The organism is Peptacetobacter sp. AB800 (genome assembly GCF_047807365.1).
Taxonomy (GTDB): Bacteria; Bacillota; Clostridia; order Peptostreptococcales; family Peptostreptococcaceae; genus Peptacetobacter.
Genome location: NZ_JBLOUI010000013.1, coordinates 1 through 18,448 on the forward strand (window position 1 = coordinate 1; position 18,448 = coordinate 18,448).

Consider the following 18,448-nt stretch of genomic DNA (forward strand, 5'->3'; position numbering starts at 1 on the left):
CATTCTTCGGAAGTAAGACCCCATGAAGACTACGTGGTTGATAGGTCGGAGGTGGAAGTGCAGTAATGTATGCAGCTTACCGATACTAATAGGTCGAGGACTTGACCAAGAAAATATTTGGTAATTTGATTAATATGTATGTAGTTTTCAGAGTACAATCTCTGAAAGTAAAGATTATGTGGTTATTATAGAAAAGAGGATACACCTGTTCCCATTCCGAACACAGAAGTTAAGCTCTCTATCGCTGATGGTACTTGGGGCGAAGGCCCCTGGGAGAGTAGGACGTAGCCACGTAATCTTTTTTATTTTTTTGGAATTTGTAATAAGAAAAATAAATTTAACTTTTAAAATGCAGCATTCATTAACAATTTGTTAAAGAATGTTGCATTTTTGTTTTTTGATAATGAACCAGGTTGTGCTGTGAGAGAAGCCTTAGAAAATGGAATTTTATCTGAAGAAAGATGGAACGCATATAATAAATTAAAAACTGAAAACTCTTTTAATGATGATAAGAATAGCTATCTAATAGCTAAGAATAAAAAACAAAAAGAAATTTCTAAATTGATAAAGAAAATGGCAATAAGAAGATAAAGGGTAAATATTAAAAATAAATATTATAAAGAAGATCGCCGATTGTTTTAGGTGGTCTTTTTTTAATAGGAACTAATTGATTGTGATGAAAATATGAAAATTGGTACATAACAATGGTAAATATTGCATAAAATGGGTATAAGTAAATAGACTATAAATTAATAATATAAAGAATATAATAGATAAAAATATTAACTAAAAAGCATAATAAAAAACTTATAATCAAAAGAGGGGGAAATTGTATGAATTTTAATTTAGATATGAGCATACCGATGTTGACGGTATTTTTACAGGGTGTACTAAGCTTCACATCTCCTTGTATACTACCACTAATTCCACTGTATCTAGGATATTTATCAGGTGGAATTAATCAAGAAGATGGAAGCTACAACAAGAGAAAACTACTTATAAACACAATATTCTTCACATTGGGGATAAGTTTATCGTTCTTCATAATGGGGCTAGGAGTATCGGCTTTAAAAGAATTCTTTGCTTCATACGGAGATATAATATCAAAAATTGGTGGAGTAATAATGATATTATTTGGACTTTACCAATTAGGAATCTTTAAAAGATCTACTCTACTAGAAAGTGAGCACAAACTTCCTTTTAAAATGGATAAAATAGCATTATCACCGATAACAGCGACAATATTTGGGTTTACATTTAGCTTTGCGTGGACTCCATGTATAGGGCCTGTACTAACAAGTGTACTGATAATGGCTGGAAGTGCTGAAACGCGGATGAAAGGATTTATGCTAATAGGTGTTTACAGTGCAGGATTTATAATCCCATTCATATTACTTGGATTATTCACAACTCAGTTAATGAATTTAATAAAGAAATACAAAAATATAGTGAAATATACAGTTAAAATAGGTGCATTTCTAATGATAGTGATGGGGCTATTTGTATTTAGTGGAAAATTATCTTACACAGCAAATAGTACAAATGCATCAAGTAATTCAAATGTAACATACTCTACAGGAAAAGATGCAACAAATTCAAACACAGAAGAAAATAATAAAGCAGAAACAAAAAACGAAGGATCATCATCTAATGCAAATAATGATAAAACTCCTGCAATAGATTTTGAATTAAAAGACCAGTATGGAAAAACTCACAAGCTTTCTGATTATAAAGGGAAGGTAGTATTTTTAAACTTCTGGGCAACTTGGTGTCCTCCTTGTAAAATGGAAATGCCTGATATACAGAAGATTTATGAAAAATACGAAAAACAGGGAGAAGAATCAGAAGTAGTAATACTATCTGTCGCAGCTCCTAACACTCAGGATGAAAAAGATATCGACGGAATAAAAGCATTCTTAGAAGAAAATGGATATACATATCCTGTATTAATGGATGATGGAGGGTACACATTTGGAGCGTATAGAATATCATCACTTCCAACTACATTTATGATAGACAAAGAAGGAAACGTATTTGGATATATTCAAGGTGGACTTACTCAAGAAGCAATGGAGAGCATAATAGAACAGACTATAACAGGAAAAAGAAAAGAATAAAAAATAAAAATAAACTAATAACAAAACTAATAAGTATAAAACTAGAGCTAATGGGGAATAATTCTATTAGCTCTAATTTTAACGAACATATATTCGTGAAATTCTATGAAATAAAATTTATTTATGTTATACTAGATTTTGATAAAGACGGAAATATCTGAAATGAACAGATGAAAAATAAAAGAAAAGATAAAAAGAAATATTAAACAAAATCACGAATTTAGGTGGTGAAAAGATGGATAAATTTAAAATACATTCAAAATTCAAGCCTACAGGTGACCAGCCTGAAGCTATAAAGACGATATCAGATGCCATAAAAAGAAACGAAAAATTCTCGACACTACTTGGAGTAACTGGTTCGGGAAAAACATTCACTATGGCAAATATCATAGAAAATGTAAACAAACCAACACTTATACTGGCTCACAACAAAACACTTGCTGCACAGCTTTACGGGGAATTTAAAGAATTCTTCCCAGAAAATGCTGTAGAATATTTCGTATCATACTACGATTACTACCAGCCAGAAGCCTATGTAGCGAGCAGTGACACATATATAGAAAAAGATGCAAGCATAAACGATGAAATAGACAAACTTAGACACTCTGCAACTGCTGCACTTTTAGAAAGAAGAGATGTAATAATAATTTCATCTGTATCTTGCATATACGGTTTAGGGGATCCAAAAGACTATAAAGAAATGATGCTTTCACTTAGACCAGGTGACGAAAAAGACAGAGATGATGTAATAAAAAGACTAATAGAAATACAGTACGAAAGAAATGACATAAACTTTACTCGAGGAACGTTCAGAGTTAGAGGAGATGTACTTGAAATATTCCCAGCAGGTGACGATGAAAGAGCGATAAGAGTTGAATTCTTTGGGGATGAAATAGACAGAATAACAGAAATAGACTACCTAACTGGTAAAATAGTCGGAACAAGAAGCCACGTCGCAATATTCCCGGCATCTCACTATGTAACAACTCCAGAAAGAATTGAAGAAGCAATAAAAAGAATAGAGGTAGAATTAGAAGAAAGAATTCAATATTTCAAAGAAAGGGATATGTTGCTTGAAGCACAGAGAATAGAGCAGAGAACTAATTACGACATAGAAATGCTAAAAGAAATAGGGTTCTGTCAGGGAATAGAAAACTACTCAAGACACTTAACAGGAAGAGCAGAAGGAGAAAAACCCTACACACTTATGGACTTCTTCCCAGATGATTTCCTAATGATAGTAGATGAGTCGCATGTCACAATTCCTCAGGTAAGGGGTATGTACGCAGGTGACCGCTCAAGAAAAGGCTCTTTAATAGACAATGGATTCAGACTTCCATCAGCATACGACAACAGACCTTTAAACTTTGAAGAATTTGAAGAAAACATAAATCAGATAGTATTTACAACAGCTACACCAGGGCCTTACGAAATTCAGCACAGTACAACATTTGCTGAACAGATAATAAGACCTACAGGACTACTAGACCCTGAAATAGACGTAAGACCTATCGAAAACCAGATAGATAACCTAGTACATGAAATCCATTCTGTAATCGAAAAAGGAGAAAGAGTACTAGTAACTACACTAACTAAAAAAATGAGTGAGGACTTAACAGACTACCTAAAAGAAATTGGAATAAAAGTAAAATACCTACACTCAGACATAGCAACACTTGAAAGAACAGAAATCATAAGGGATTTAAGAATGGGTAAATTTGACGTACTTATAGGAATCAACCTACTAAGAGAAGGATTAGATATCCCAGAAGTATCTCTAATAGCAATATTAGATGCAGATAAAGAAGGATTCCTACGTTCTGAAACTTCTCTAATACAGACAATAGGTCGTGCTGCCAGAAACGAACATGGACGAGTAATAATGTATGCAGACAAGATAACTGACTCTATGAGAAATGCAATAGATGAAACTAAAAGAAGAAGAGAAATTCAGGATGCGTACAACAAAGAACATGGAATTATTCCGAAGACAGTTAAAAAAGATATACGAGCTGCAATCGAAGCTACTCAGGCTGCAGAAGAAGAGGTTGTATACGGAATTAAAGAAACTGACGACATCAACGAATTAAAAGCAAATGTTGCTAAGCTAACAGAAGAAATGATGGAAGCTGCTAAAAATCTTCAGTTTGAAAGAGCTGCGGAATTAAGAGATAAACTAAAAGAACTAGAAGAAAAAATTGCTAAAAAAGAAAAATAGAAAATAGATAAAATCTAAGTAGATAAATTCAAATAAATAAAAGCGAAAGAAAGGAGTAGCTATGCAAGAGAGAAACATTGTAATAAGAGGAGCTAGAGAAAACAACTTAAAAGGTGTAGACTTGACGCTTCCTAGAAATAAATTCATAGTATTTACAGGACTTTCTGGATCTGGAAAATCATCTCTAGCATTCGACACAATTTATGCAGAAGGCCAGAGAAGATATGTAGAAAGTCTTTCATCATATGCAAGACAGTTCTTAGGACAGATGGAAAAACCTAACGTTGAGTACATAGAAGGACTATCTCCAGCGATATCAATAGACCAGAAAACAACATCAAAAAACCCTCGTTCAACTGTGGGAACTGTAACAGAAATATACGACTACCTAAGACTATTATTCGCAAATGCAGGTGAGGCTCACTGTGCAGTTTGTGGAAAGAAAATAAACCGGATGACAGTTCAGGAAATAACAGATAAAATATTAGAATTTCCAGAAAGAACAAAAATCCAGATACTATCACCTATAGTTAGAGGAAAAAAAGGAACTCACAAAAAACTAATCGACAATGTAAGAAAAGAAGGATTTGTAAGAATAAGAGTAGATGGAGAAAACTACGATATAAACGACGAAATAGAAATCGAAAAAAATAAAAAGCACGATATAGAAGTTGTAGTAGATAGAATAATAGTCAAACCAGGTCTAGAAAGTAGACTTGGAGACTCTCTTGAAACTGCTCTAAAACTATCTGATGGACTTGTAATTGCCCAGGTAATAGGTGGAGAAGAAGTAATGTTCTCTACAAAATTTGCCTGCCCAGACCATGGAATAGGTATAGAAGAATTATCTCCTAGAATGTTCTCATTCAATGCTCCATTCGGTGCGTGTGAAGCTTGTAAAGGTCTTGGAGAAAGTAAAGAAGTTGACCCAGACTTAGTAGTTCCAAACAAGGACTTAACTATAAAACAGGGTGCTATTGCGGCTTGGGGAGCAGCTGCTACAAATGACGAAACATACTACAGCATGATGATGAAAAGTTTAGCTGACAAATACGGTGTAGATATAGATGTTCCATTTAAAGAACTACCTGAAGATTTTGTACAGGAGCTACTATATGGAAATGGTGTGGACAGCACAGTAGTTGAGTTTGAATTCGACTCAAAATTTAGTGGAAGAAAAAAATACAGAGCTCACTTTGAAGGGGTTATAACTAACATAGCTAGAAGATATCAGGAAACAAAATCTGAATACATGAGAGATAAACTAGAAGAGTTTATGGCGGAAAGTCCTTGCCCTGTATGTAAAGGAAGAAGACTTAAAAACGAGGTTCTATCTGTACTTGTAGGTGGAAAAAACATAATAGAAGTAACAGACTTATCTATAAATGAATTAATAGAATTTATAGACGGATTAAACGACACATTCTCAGAAAAACAGAAAATGATAGCTGCTGAGATAATAAAAGAAATAAAAGCTAGAGCATCATTCCTTAGAGATGTAGGTCTTGACTACCTAAACCTATCGAGAAAAGCTGGAACACTTTCTGGTGGAGAAGCTCAGCGTATAAGACTTGCAACTCAAATAGGTTCTGCACTTGTAGGAGTACTTTATGTACTAGACGAGCCTAGTATAGGACTTCATCAGAGAGATAACGACAAACTAATAGGAACTCTAAGAAACCTAACAGACTTAGGAAACACACTTATAGTTGTTGAACACGATGAAGACACAATGAGAGCTGCGGACTATATAGTAGATATTGGCCCTGGAGCTGGAATTCATGGTGGAGAAATAGTAGCAGAGGGAACTGCAGAAGAGATAATAAACAATCCAAACTCTATCACAGGAAAATATCTAAGTGGAGAAAAACAGATAGCAATTCCAGAAACTTTAAGAGAAGGAAATGGAAACTTCATCGAAATCAAAAAAGCATCAGAAAACAACTTAAAAAATATTAACGTAAAATTCCCACTTGGTAAATTTGTATGTGTAACTGGAGTATCTGGATCAGGAAAAAGTACGCTAGTAAACGAAATACTTTACAAAGGTGTTGCAAGTAAAGTAAATAGAGCGAGAATAAGACCGGGTAAACACAAAGAAATAACTGGGATTGAAAATATAGACAAAATAATAAATATAGACCAGAGCCCAATAGGAAGAACACCTCGTTCAAATCCTGCGACTTACACAGGTGTATTTGACCATATAAGAGACTTATTTGCATCTACTAATGAAGCAAAAGCTAGAGGATACCAGAAAGGTAGATTTAGTTTCAATGTAAAAGGCGGAAGATGTGAAGCTTGTAAGGGAGATGGAATTATCAAAATAGAAATGCACTTCCTTCCAGATGTATATGTTCCTTGTGAAGTATGTAAAGGGGAAAGATACAACAGAGAAACATTACAGGTAAAATACAAAGACAAAACAATATCTGATGTACTAGATATGAACGTAGAAGAAGCATTAGAATTCTTTGAAAACATACCAAATATAAGAAGAAAACTAGAAACTCTAATGGATGTAGGTCTATCATATATCAAACTAGGACAGCCATCTACACAGCTCTCTGGTGGGGAGGCTCAGAGAATTAAACTAGCAGCCGAACTTAGCAAACGTCCAACAGGAAAAACACTGTACATATTAGATGAGCCGACAACTGGACTTCACATGGCAGATGTAGATAAACTAATCGACGTACTTCAGAGACTTGCGGATACAGGAAATACAATAGTTGTAATAGAGCACAATCTTGATGTAATAAAAACTTGTGACCATATAATCGACTTAGGACCAGAAGGTGGAGACGGTGGAGGAACAATAGTTGCCACAGGAACACCAGAAGAAGTATCTAAAGTAGAAGAAAGTTACACAGGACAATTCCTAAAAAGATACTTCAAATAAAGACAAGAAAAAGAATTCAAGTTTTTTAGTTAGAAAATTTATAAAAGATTATGACTAACAAAAGAGACTGCTGCAAGATACGCAACAGTCTCTTTTTCTTTACAACAAATTTGTCTGAGGTATAATTATAATATAAAAATATAAGAAAAATACTACTAAAAATGGAGAATAAAATGGAACAAATTTTGATTGTAGAAGATGACCTAAGGCTCAATCAAGGATTGTGCAAAGCCTTAAAATCAGAAAATAGAAAAATTATATCTTGTATGGATTTAAAAAGTGCAAGAGAACAACTAGAAATTGACGACGTATCGTTGATATTATTGGATATAAATTTGCCAGATGGAAATGGATTAGACTTTCTAAAAGAATTAAAAGAAGAGGATTCAATTAGACCTGTAATTTTACTTACAGCCAACGATACAGATATGGATATTGTTGAGGGTCTTGAACAAGGAGCGGATGATTACATAACAAAGCCATTTTCTCTAGCAGTTTTAAGAGCAAGGGTAAACACACAACTTAGAAAAAATGCTATTAATCTAAAAAATGAAAATGGAAAAAATGAAAAGATATTTAAAATGGATCGTTTTGTATTTGACTTTGATAATATGATATTTTTAGCCGATGAAGAAAATATAGAACTAAGCAAAACAGAGCAAAAGTTATTAAAAATATTAGTAGAGCATCAAGGTGGAACAGTAAGTCGTAATATGCTGATAGACTACATTTGGACTGATGGAGCAAAATATGTAGATGAAAATGCACTTTCTGTAAGTATAAAAAGACTTCGTGACAAACTTGGTGCACAGGATTATATCAAGACAGTCTATGGAATAGGGTACAGTTGGGTGAATAAAGATGAGTAAATTTATTGTAGTATTGGCGTTAATTAGCATAATTGCAGCTTTTACAGTTGTTTTAATAAATCATGTACGCACTAAAAGAACTATGGATACACTTGAAAAAATGATAGACTCTGCAGCTGATGGTGAATACTCAGAAACAAAATTCGACGAAAGTAGATTGTCTGCATTAGAAACAAAGTTCTCTAATTATCTATCCTCATCAAGCACCTCATCCAAAAATATTATGAAGGAAAAAGAGAAAATAAAGACTTTGATTTCTGATATATCACATCAGACTAAGACTACGATTTCAAATCTTATTTTGTACAGTGAATTAATAGAAGAGGAAGATTTATCTGAAGATATGCGCTCTAATGTTGAAGCAATTAAACAACAAGCTGAAAAACTAGAATTCTTAATAAAATCTCTTGTAAAACTTTCAAGATTGGAAAATGGAATTTTAAACTTATCGCCAAGAAAAGAAGAAATTCAACCTATGCTAAAAGATATATATGAACGGTATATATCTAAAGCTAAAAACAAAAATCTAGAATTAAACATTGAAAAGACAACATCAAAAGCTACTTTTGACAGAAAGTGGACTACAGAAGCACTGGGAAATATTGTAGATAATGCAATAAAATACACAAATATAGGGGAAATAAATATTAATGTCAAAGAGTATGAAATATTTACAAGAATAGACATATCAGACACAGGAATGGGGATAGATGAATCTGAACAAGCAGAGGTATTTTCACGTTTTTATCGCTCTCAATCAGTACACAACGATGAGGGTGTAGGAATAGGACTTTATCTAACAAGAGAAATTATCTCTAGTGAGGGTGGATATATAAAACTAACATCAGAGCTAGGAGTAGGATCTACATTTTCTGTATATATTCCGAGATAGATGAAATCTAACAAAACTGTTAGAATTGATATATTTACAGAAAGAATGTGGAAAGATTTGTATGAGATAATCTGTATATAGAGATGAAGGAACATCTTTTATATACAGATTTTTTTTAGAAACATAAATTTTGGAATGAGAATAATAAATTCCTACATATAACTCTAAGAAAATTTATGTTATGGAGGTGTGAGATATGAAAATTTTACAAGCAGATAATTTAATAAAGATTTACGGCTCAGGTGAAAATGAAGTCCATGCACTAGATGGAGTTAATTTTTCAGTAGAAAAAGGAGAATTTGTTGCTATTGTTGGAACATCTGGCTCTGGGAAATCAACATTATTGCATATACTAGGTGGGCTAGATAGACCAACATCAGGAAATGTAGCAGTAGATAATAGAAATATTTTCTCTTTAAAAGATGAGGAGCTAACTATTTTTAGACGTAGAAAAATTGGATTTGTATTCCAAAATTATAACCTAGTTCCTGTTTTAAACGTATATGAAAATATTGTACTTCCAATCCAGCTTGATGGGAAAGAGCCAGATGCAGAGTATATCAAAAGTATAATTGAAACACTAGGGATAGAAAATAAATTGGATAATCTTCCAAATAACTTATCTGGTGGTCAGCAGCAACGTGTGGCTATTGCAAGGGCACTAGCTTCAAAACCAGCTATAATACTTGCCGATGAACCAACAGGAAACCTTGACTCAAAAACAAGCCAAGATGTACTCGGATTATTAAAAGTAACTAGTCAAAAATATGCACAGACAATAGTAATGATTACCCACAACGAAGAAATTGCTCAATTAGCAGACCGTATAATTCGTATTGAAGACGGCAAGATTGTAGAGCATTAGGGGGTGGCAGTTATGAAAGTTAAAAATAAAAAATGTATTCGTAATCTGAGTATCAAGCAATTTAAAGCTGGAAAAACTAGAAATTTAATTGCCGTTTTTGCGATTGCATTGACTACATTGCTGTTCACATCACTATTTACAATTGCATTTTCTATAAATGAAGGGATGCAGGAATCAAATTTCCGTCAATGTGGCGCTTGGAGTCATGGTAGTTTTAAAGCTATGACAGAGGAACAGTTTGAAGAAATAAAAGACGATCCATTAATAAAACAATACGGTGAAAGACGTTTTGTAGGAATGCCTACAAAAGTACCCTTTAATAAAAGTCATGTAGAAATTGGATACGCTGATAAAAATGAGGCACACTTTATGTACTGTGACCCTACAACCGGAAGATTACCTAAAGAGGGAACAGATGAAGTAGCGACAGATACAAAAGTACTTAAACTATTAGGAGTAGAACCCCAAATAGGTGAAAAATTGACTCTTACATTTGATGTAGATGGAAAAGAAACAACACAAACTTTCACACTTAGTGGATATTGGGAATATGATGAAGCAATTGTAGCAAATCAGATTTTAATTCCAGAAAGTAGAGCGGAGTCTATTTTTAAAGAGGTAAATCTTATACCAGGAAAAGCTACAGATGGAATGACAGGAAGTTGGAATATGGATGTTATGTTCAAAAGTTCTCGAAATATAGCAGAAAATATGGAAACTGTTCTTAATAATCATGGATATCAAGGAAAAGATAATTTAAAAGAAAGTAATTATATCAAAATAGGTGTTAACTGGGGATATAGTGGTGCACAATTAGAAGAAAGTATGGACTTATCCTTAGTATTAGCTATAGTGCTTATATTATTACTTATTGTTTTTACAGGGTATCTAATTATATACAATGTATTCCAGATTTCAGTGGCAAATGATATTAGATTTTATGGATTATTAAAGACAATAGGTACAACTCCTCGCCAGCTTAAAAAGATTATTCGTCAACAGGCAATACTTCTTAGTTTAATAGGAATTCCTTTTGGATTACTTGCAGGTTGGATAGTAGGAAAATCTTTAACAGCAGTAGTAATGGCACAATTAGATGTTATAAATGTGGTTTCTATTAGCCCAGGTATATTTATCTTTGCTGTTATCTTTACTTTATTAACAGTATGGATTTCTTGTATTAGACCTGGAAGAATAGCATCAAAAGTTTCTCCAATAGAAGCAGTTAGATACACAGAAGGAAGCAATATCAAAAAGAAATCTAAAAAAACATCAAAGAAAGTATCGCTTTGGTTAATGGCAAAAGAAAACTTAGGTAGAAGTCGTGGAAAAACTATAGTAACTATAATTTCTTTATCATTAGCGGTTGTTTTATTGAACTTTACAGTTTTATTTACAAAAGGTTTTGATATGGATAAATATGTATCTAATTTTGTATCTACAGATTTTGTATTAGCAAATGCTTCATACTTCCAATCAGATGGTATTTTTGAGAAGGATAAAGCTTTATTGCCATCAGATATAGAATATATTTCTAAGCAAAAAGGAATAACAGATAGCTGTAAAATATACGGAAAGACTTCAACTGTACAAGAATTTATAACAGAAAAAGCTTATAGAAATAACTATAAATATTCCCTTAAAAAAGAAGAAATAGATAAAAGAATAAAACTAGAAGAAAAAACAAAAGATGGGCGTATTGTTGATAGAGCACAGATTTATGGAATGGAAAAATTAGCATTAGACAAACTAAAAGTTTGGGAAGGAGATCTTTCAAAAGTATACGATCCAGGAAGTAGAAATATCGCAGCTGTATATGATGAAGATGACTATGGAAAATTTAAAAAAGAGTCACGGTGGGCGAAAGTAGGAGATAAAATTACGCTTAGATATGTAGAAGAAATGGAATACTATAATCCAGAAACAGGTAAAGTATATCAAAAAGATTTTGACCCTAGCAAACAATCTGGAGTAGTTTCTAGTTCAAGAGCTAAAAAGTATAAAGATGTAGAATACACAGTATCAGCGATAGTAACTGTACCAAAAGCATTATCTTATCGTTACTATGGAGCTAATGAGTTTATATTAAATGATAAGACTTTCATACAAGACTCTGGAACAGACTCTATAATGCTATATGCATTCAACACAACAAAAAAATCAAACTCAGCGATGGAATCTTTCCTTAAAGATTACACAACAAATCAAAATCAAGAATACGACTATGAAAGCAAGGAAAAATATGTATCAGAATTTGAAAGTATGCGCTCTATGTTCTTATTAATGGGTGGAGCACTAAGCTTTATAGTAGGATTAATAGGAGTACTTAACTTCTTCAATGCAATTCTTACAAGTATAATTACTAGAAAAAGAGAATTTGCAATGCTACAATCTGTTGGTATGACAGGAAAACAGCTAAAAACTATGCTAGTATACGAAGGTTTATACTACGCTTTAGGAGTTGGAGTTCTTTCTCTAGGTCTATCAATAATATTAAATCCATTTATTGGAAAAACTATAGAAAATATGTTTTGGTTCTTTACTTACAAATTTACAATAACATCAATTTTAATAGTTATGCCTATGTTTATACTATTAGGGATAGTATTACCGCTAGTAATTTACAAATTTGTATCTAAAGCAACAATTGTTGAAAGATTAAGAGAGAATTAGTAATGAAAATAATTTGTTTTTAAAGTATAATTAAATAAAGAAATTAAACAGCCTGAAAAATATTTTTTCAGGCTTTTTTTTGAAGGCGGTGGTTTTTCTATGAATAAGCACACAAAAGTATATTTAAACAGAAATGAATTTGGGACAGTTTCGGGGATAAAATTTATCGAGTTACATTATGCAGACCTTACAGAATTTTACTACCCAATAGACCTATTAGTCCTTGCATCATATAAATACCATGAAGGATCTACGCAGAAGGCATTTGAAAAAAGCTTCATGGAAAAATACGGGATGTCTATGAAAGAAATACAGGAAGAGGCAGTTTTAGATTTAAACAAGTCGCTTGGAGTTTGGATGTCTAAGGAATTTGACGTTGAAAAGGTAGGTTTTAAAAGAATTGCCTGTATAGAATTAGATGATAGAACAATAACTGCTGAATGTTTTGCAGAGAGAATAAGAAATCTATTTGCTGTGATAAATCTTGCAGATGGTATTGGTATAAATATAGAGAATATAGCGATGCCGGTTATGGGTTCTTGTTTAAAAAATCTACCAGACGATGAAATTCTCAGCATACTTGTAGAGCAAAGTAGATTTGCTATGGAAAAGACATACAACCTAGACGGGATATACATAGTCGATAACGATAGAGAAAGGGTTATGAAATTTGACCGGAAGATGAATGAAATCCTAAACAGAACTGATGTTGATCAGGAAAATGTGTTTAGCGATGAGCAATGCGACGAAATTCTTTGCGATATGTGGTCTAAGATGAAATACTACAGAGAGCAGGTTACTTCTGGAAAATTCAAGAAAAGAGATAGAAGTGATGTTCTAATTGAGTTTGAAGCAAGAATTGAGAGCAGAGAACTTAGACAGTTCGAGTTCTGCGTGTTGGCTAGAAAAATGTTAGAGTTTATCATATACGATATAGGTGGGGATAAGGCTGGAAACAGAAACCTATTCCAGAGAATTGAGTATATGAGAAAAGCAGAACTTGCATCTCCAAGAATTACTGCATATATGCATATAATTAGGGCATTTGGAAATGCTGAGGTTCACACAGATGAAGAAGTAGAGTATTCAATAGAAGAAAACTACCTAGATAGACAGATACTTGTAGAGTGTCTATCTAGAGTGGTTGATTATTGGATTGCGTATAAATATAGAAGCAACAAGAAAATTAAATAGGAGGACATAATTTGTTTGACATACAAGAACATTTAAAACAACTTCCAGAACAACCTGGAGTTTATATAATGAAAGACGCTTTTGGAAATGTAATCTACGTTGGAAAAGCTGTCGTACTTAAAAACAGAGTTAGACAGTATTTCCAATCGTCTAAAAATCATTCATCAAAAGTAAAATCAATGGTAAAAAATATCAGAAGTTTTGAATATATAATAACCGATTCAGAAACAGAGGCACTTATACTAGAGTGTAACTTGATAAAGAGATATAAGCCAAAATACAACGTACTTCTTAGAGATGATAAAACATATCCGTATATAAAAGTCACTACTAATGAGGATTTTCCTAGAGTGATAAAAGTTAGAAAAGTGGCTAAGGATAAGGCAAAATACTTTGGACCGTATACAAATATAACTGCTGTAAACGACACACTTGAGGTAATTAGAGATACATATCCTATAAGAACGTGTAAAATCGACATAGATAGAGCTATAAAGAATAAGATGCGTCCATGTTTAAACTATCATATCAAGAAATGTATGGGGCCTTGTACTGGTAAAGTTTCAAAGGAAGAATACAGACAGATGATAGACGAGGTTATTATGTGTCTTTCTGGAAAGGAAGAGAAATTAGTTGAAATTCTAACAGAGAAGATGCAAAAATGTGCAGCCGACTTTAGATTTGAAGAAGCTGCGGTTTATAGAGATAAGATAAAAAGTTTAGAAGAAATGGTTCAAAAACAGAAGATAGACACAAATACGCTAGACCTAAATCAAGATATTATCGCTATGGCTAGGGCAAACAATGAAGCCTGTGTTCAGATTTTCTTTGTAAGAAATGGGAAAATTGTAGGAAGAGAACACTTCATACTAGAAGGAGTTATGGATAGTAGCAGAGAATCAATACTTGGATCATTTGCTAAACAGTTCTATATGGAGCAGGAGTACATTCCAAAAGAGATAATTATCGAGGATGAAATAGAAGACCAGGGAATTTTAGAGGACATACTAACTGCAAAAAAAGGTCAGAAAGTTGTTATAAGAGTCCCTCAAAAAGGCGAGAAAAAGAGCTTGGTTGAAATGGTCAGAAAAAATGCACTTGAGTACTTAGAAAAATTCTCGGATATGAATAAGAGAAAGTACGAAAAAAGTATAGGTGCACTTGAGGAATTAAAAAATTTACTAGAATTAGAAGAGCTACCTATAAGAATAGAGTCTTTTGATATTTCTAATATACAGGGTGTAGACTCTATAGGATCTATGGTAGTTTACACAAATGGTAAAAAAGATAAAAAAGAATACAGAAGATATAAAATCAAGACGGTAATTGGACCAAATGACTATGATTCTATGGCTGAAATTCTAGAAAGAAGGATAAAACATGGAAATCTACCGGACTTAATTTTACTAGATGGTGGTAAAGGTCAGGTTGGTGCTGTCAGAAAAGTATTTGACAGATATGGAATTGATATCCCTCTTTGGGGAATGTACAAAGATGATAAGCACAGAACCAAAGGGCTGATAAATGAAACTAGAGAAATTGAATTATCAAAGACTAGCAATCTGTACAGATTTGTAGCTGGAATTCAGGAAGAGGTTCATAATTATGCAATAACATACCACAGAAGTCTTAGGGATAAAAAGCTTACAAAATCAGAGTTAGACAATATTCCAGGAATTGGAGAGAAGAGAAAAAAAGCTCTACTTGCAAAATTCAAGACTTTAGAAGGTATAAAAAATGCGACATTAGAAGAACTTGAAGACACAGACACTATGAACTCGACAGTTGCAGAAAAAGTCTATGATTTCTTTAGAGAAAAAGAACAAGGATTATAAAAACTATAAATATTAAAAAGGAGATAAACTATGGAAAGCAGAGTAAATATATTAGATGTGATAAACGCATTAGACTTAGAAGTTGTCAATTTTCCTGCTGATGGAAAAGACCACTTTGTAACAACACCAGAACTTAACAGACCAGGACTACAGTATGCTGGATTCTTTGAATATTTTTCTTCAGACAGAATTCAGATAATAGGAAAGAGTGAATACGAATATTTTGCTGCTATAGACGAAGAAACAAGAATTGAGAGATTAGAAAAATTCTTCTCTTATGATATTCCAGCGGTAATAATTTCTAGAGATATGGAAGTAAAACCAGATTTCTTAGAAATAGCAGAAAAACACAATATAATAGTTTTAAAATCACATAGAAATACTACAAGACTTATAAACAAATTGTCAAATTACCTTGAAAATAGAATGGCTAAGTACGAAACTGTACACGGTGTTTTGGTAGACATATACGGTGTCGGTGTACTTATCAAAGGTGAAAGTAGTGTTGGTAAGTCAGAAACTGCACTTGAATTAGTTCAGAGAGGACACAGACTTGTAGCAGATGACGCCGTTGAAATAAGAAAAACTGACGAAAATAAACTAATAGGTCAGGCTCCTGAGCTTCTTAGACATTTTATGGAAATAAGGGGAATAGGAATATTAGATATAAAAACTCTTTACGGAGTTAGAGCGGTAAAAACTAGTCACGATATAGGACTTGTAATCTATCTTGAATCATGGAATAAAAACAAATACTACGACAGACTTGGTCTAGATAGAGAATACGAAAATATAATGGGTGTACAAATAGAAAAAATGACTGTACCTGTAAAACCAGGAAGAAACACATCTATGATACTTGAAGTTGCTGCTATGAACTATAGACAGCGTGGAATGGGATATGATGCAGCTGCAGAATTTACTAAAAAATTAAATCAGCTACTTCAGAGCGATAGATAGTTTTTTGGAAAGAGGGGGAGATTATATATGTATTTTGGGCTCCAGGCTTCGACGTGGTGTGAGTAAAATGTATTGTTTGTAATAAACTACACGTCTGCAGATTGTCGCTTAAAATACATATAAAATCTCCCCCTTCACACAATAAAACTATCAACCGTAGCTAAAGCAGCTGATAAATAATTTTTTCAGTAAATTCTTCAGCTTGCTACTAAAAGTATGAATGAGATAAAGGTGATAAAAACATTACTTGATTGTTATTATTTTACAATCTTCGATGAGCCGGTGCGGTGAGCTATGATTACTATTCACCAGTATTTATAAAAAAATAAATGACTAACCGTAAGCGACAATTCTGCAAGCGCCCCACAACCCATAAATGTGTTACATAAATGGGTGGGGCGCTGAAGCCTGGAGCCAAGGTTAGTCATTATTTTTTCCTATAAAACTGGTGAAAGCAATCTAGATATAGATTCTTTGATTTTTATATATGTAGATCTGCTTTCGTATATTTCTTTTGTTATTTCTCTAGAGTTTTCGATATCTCTTTCAAATATCATTCTCTGTTCTCTTGCTTTTTCTTCTGAATAGATAAAAGCATTTACTTCGAAGTTTAGTTCGAAGCTTCTTATATCCATGTTTGCAGTTCCTATTGAAGCAACTGAGTCATCGTAAACTATTGTTTTAGCGTGTAGGAATGCATCTCCACCGTAAGTGTATATTTTTGCACCGTAGTTTAAAAGTTCTCCTGCATAAGAGTATGATGCCCAGTATACAAATGGATGGTCAGGTTTTGAAGGTATCATTATTCTTACATCTACACCAGATAGACAAGCGACTTTTAGTGTTTCCATTAAAGTCTTATCTAGTATTAAGTATGGACTCTGGATGTATACGTAATCTCTAGCCTTCTGAATCATTTTCATATATCCGTATTTTATTTCATCTAATTCTGTTATATCGGGACCACTTGAAACAATCTGGATTCCAACATTTCCAGTTGATTTTTCTCTCTTTTTAGTGAAGTACTTAGCTAAATCAAGATTTTCTTTAGTAGTGTATCTCCAGTCAAGAAGGAATCTCATACTTAAGTCGATTACGCAGCTACCTGTAAGTCTTATATGAGTATCTCTCCATTCTCCAAATTTTGGATCTCTTCCAAGGTACTCATCACCAACGTTAAATCCTCCAACAAATCCAACCTTACCATCAATAACAACTATTTTTCTATGGTTTCTGAAGTTTATGTTGAAGTTGATTATATTTAAGAATGAAGGGAAGAAATTAGCAACCTGAACACCAGCTTCTTTCATTTCTTTTACAGCTTTTCTGCTTAGGTTTCTACCACCAACAGCATCGTACAGAAGTCTAACTTCTACACCAGACTGTGCCTTTTCTTTAAGTATTTCTATGATTTCTTTTCCTATTCTATCGTCTTTAAATATATAGAACTGGATGTTTATATATTCTTCAGCTTTTTTAAGCTCTTCAAGAAGAGAGTTGAAGAACATATTAGATTCTGGATATATATCGACATCGTTGTCCGCTGTGAAGTGGGCATTGTTTGAATTTGCTAAAGTGTAGATAATATCCTTGTTTTCATCTAAGTATGGGTCTAAATTTGACTCAATTTCCACATAAGATTCTAATATTTTATCTTTTATAACCTTATCCTCTTTTTCCTTAACTCTGAACATATTCTTCTTAGCGATACTTCTACCAAACATCGCATATAATATGAATCCAACTGGAGGAACAAGAACTAGTATAACTATCCAAGTAAGAGTATTATCTATATTTCTCTTTCCTCTAAAGATAAGGTCTACAACAAGAATAAAGTTTATGAGATATATTGCCGTAAGCACAATCTCAAACAATGATAATGGTAAATTTTCCAAAAAAAAATCTCCTCTCTTAAAAAATTAT

Annotated in this window: 12 protein-coding genes and 2 rRNA genes; 13 read left to right on the forward strand and 1 reads right to left on the reverse strand. The window is 33.0% G+C overall.

Annotation, left to right across the window (positions count from 1 at the left end; all coding sequences use genetic code 11):
* The 13 genes from ACK2WN_RS05555 to hprK all read left to right on the forward strand — a co-directional run.
* A 23S ribosomal RNA gene (locus ACK2WN_RS05555) occupies window positions 1-109 on the forward strand; the annotation flags it as partial.
* A 68-nt stretch (window positions 110-177) separates the two neighbouring features.
* Window positions 178-294, forward strand: a 5S ribosomal RNA gene (rrf, locus tag ACK2WN_RS05560).
* Window positions 295-390: 96 nt separating this feature from the next.
* Entirely contained in the window at window positions 391-591 is a 201-nt protein-coding gene (locus tag ACK2WN_RS05565) for a hypothetical protein (RefSeq protein ID WP_329998209.1), read from the forward strand.
* A gap of 242 nt (window positions 592-833) precedes the next feature.
* A complete protein-coding gene (locus ACK2WN_RS05570) occupies window positions 834-2,117 on the forward strand; it encodes a cytochrome c biogenesis protein CcdA (protein ID WP_329998210.1) in 1,284 nt (427 codons plus the stop codon).
* Between the two features lie 235 nt (window positions 2,118-2,352).
* Window positions 2,353-4,335 carry an excinuclease ABC subunit UvrB gene (gene uvrB / locus ACK2WN_RS05575; protein ID WP_329998212.1) on the forward strand — a complete coding sequence of 661 codons (1,983 nt, stop codon included), beginning with the start codon at window positions 2,353-2,355 and terminating at the stop codon, window positions 4,333-4,335.
* 61 nt (window positions 4,336-4,396) lie between these two features.
* Window positions 4,397-7,237, forward strand: a complete 2,841-nt coding sequence (uvrA, locus tag ACK2WN_RS05580; protein ID WP_416155038.1) for an excinuclease ABC subunit UvrA — start codon at window positions 4,397-4,399, stop codon at window positions 7,235-7,237.
* Between the two features lie 173 nt (window positions 7,238-7,410).
* Window positions 7,411-8,106 (forward strand): response regulator transcription factor, encoded by a 696-nt coding sequence (locus tag ACK2WN_RS05585; RefSeq protein WP_416155039.1) that lies wholly within the window; start codon window positions 7,411-7,413, stop codon window positions 8,104-8,106.
* A complete protein-coding gene (locus ACK2WN_RS05590; RefSeq protein WP_416155040.1) occupies window positions 8,099-8,998 on the forward strand; it encodes a sensor histidine kinase in 900 nt (299 codons plus the stop codon). The genes ACK2WN_RS05585 and ACK2WN_RS05590 overlap by 8 nt, the downstream gene beginning before the upstream one ends.
* Window positions 8,999-9,194: 196 nt before the next feature.
* The gene (locus tag ACK2WN_RS05595) at window positions 9,195-9,863 is read left to right on the forward strand and encodes an ABC transporter ATP-binding protein (RefSeq protein ID WP_300528501.1); all 669 of its coding nucleotides are present in this window, start codon (window positions 9,195-9,197) and stop codon (window positions 9,861-9,863) included.
* 12 nt (window positions 9,864-9,875) lie between these two features.
* Window positions 9,876-12,536, forward strand: coding sequence for an ABC transporter permease (locus ACK2WN_RS05600; RefSeq protein ID WP_329998735.1), 2,661 nt, complete (start codon window positions 9,876-9,878; stop codon window positions 12,534-12,536).
* 99 nt (window positions 12,537-12,635) lie between these two features.
* Complete coding sequence (locus ACK2WN_RS05605) at window positions 12,636-13,730, forward strand: DUF4145 domain-containing protein (protein ID WP_329998733.1); 1,095 nt, start codon at window positions 12,636-12,638, stop codon at window positions 13,728-13,730.
* Between the two features lie 11 nt (window positions 13,731-13,741).
* Window positions 13,742-15,565: an excinuclease ABC subunit UvrC gene (gene uvrC / locus ACK2WN_RS05610; protein WP_300528493.1), complete on the forward strand. Its 1,824-nt coding sequence runs from the start codon at window positions 13,742-13,744 to the stop codon at window positions 15,563-15,565.
* A 30-nt stretch (window positions 15,566-15,595) separates the two neighbouring features.
* Window positions 15,596-16,525: an HPr(Ser) kinase/phosphatase gene (gene hprK / locus ACK2WN_RS05615; RefSeq protein ID WP_329998731.1), complete on the forward strand. Its 930-nt coding sequence runs from the start codon at window positions 15,596-15,598 to the stop codon at window positions 16,523-16,525.
* 437 nt (window positions 16,526-16,962) lie between these two features.
* On the opposite strand, the gene cls is transcribed toward hprK, so the two are convergent.
* Window positions 16,963-18,420: a cardiolipin synthase gene (cls, locus tag ACK2WN_RS05620; RefSeq protein WP_416155041.1), complete on the reverse strand. Its 1,458-nt coding sequence runs from the start codon at window positions 18,418-18,420 to the stop codon at window positions 16,963-16,965.
* Between the last annotated feature and the right edge of the window lie 28 nt (window positions 18,421-18,448).

Bases quoted from the DNA above. Each gene is read 5' to 3' on its own strand.
- ACK2WN_RS05570 (WP_329998210.1), top strand. From the start codon at position 834: ATGAATTTTAATTTAGATATGAGCATACCGATGTTGACGGTATTTTTA.
- uvrB (WP_329998212.1), top strand. From the start codon at position 2,353: ATGGATAAATTTAAAATACATTCAAAATTCAAGCCTACAGGTGACCAG.
- uvrA (WP_416155038.1), top strand. From the start codon at position 4,397: ATGCAAGAGAGAAACATTGTAATAAGAGGAGCTAGAGAAAACAACTTA.
- ACK2WN_RS05585 (WP_416155039.1), top strand. From the start codon at position 7,411: ATGGAACAAATTTTGATTGTAGAAGATGACCTAAGGCTCAATCAAGGA.
- ACK2WN_RS05590 (WP_416155040.1), top strand. From the start codon at position 8,099: ATGAGTAAATTTATTGTAGTATTGGCGTTAATTAGCATAATTGCAGCT.
- ACK2WN_RS05595 (WP_300528501.1), top strand. From the start codon at position 9,195: ATGAAAATTTTACAAGCAGATAATTTAATAAAGATTTACGGCTCAGGT.
- ACK2WN_RS05600 (WP_329998735.1), top strand. From the start codon at position 9,876: ATGAAAGTTAAAAATAAAAAATGTATTCGTAATCTGAGTATCAAGCAA.
- ACK2WN_RS05605 (WP_329998733.1), top strand. From the start codon at position 12,636: ATGAATAAGCACACAAAAGTATATTTAAACAGAAATGAATTTGGGACA.
- hprK (WP_329998731.1), top strand. From the start codon at position 15,596: ATGGAAAGCAGAGTAAATATATTAGATGTGATAAACGCATTAGACTTA.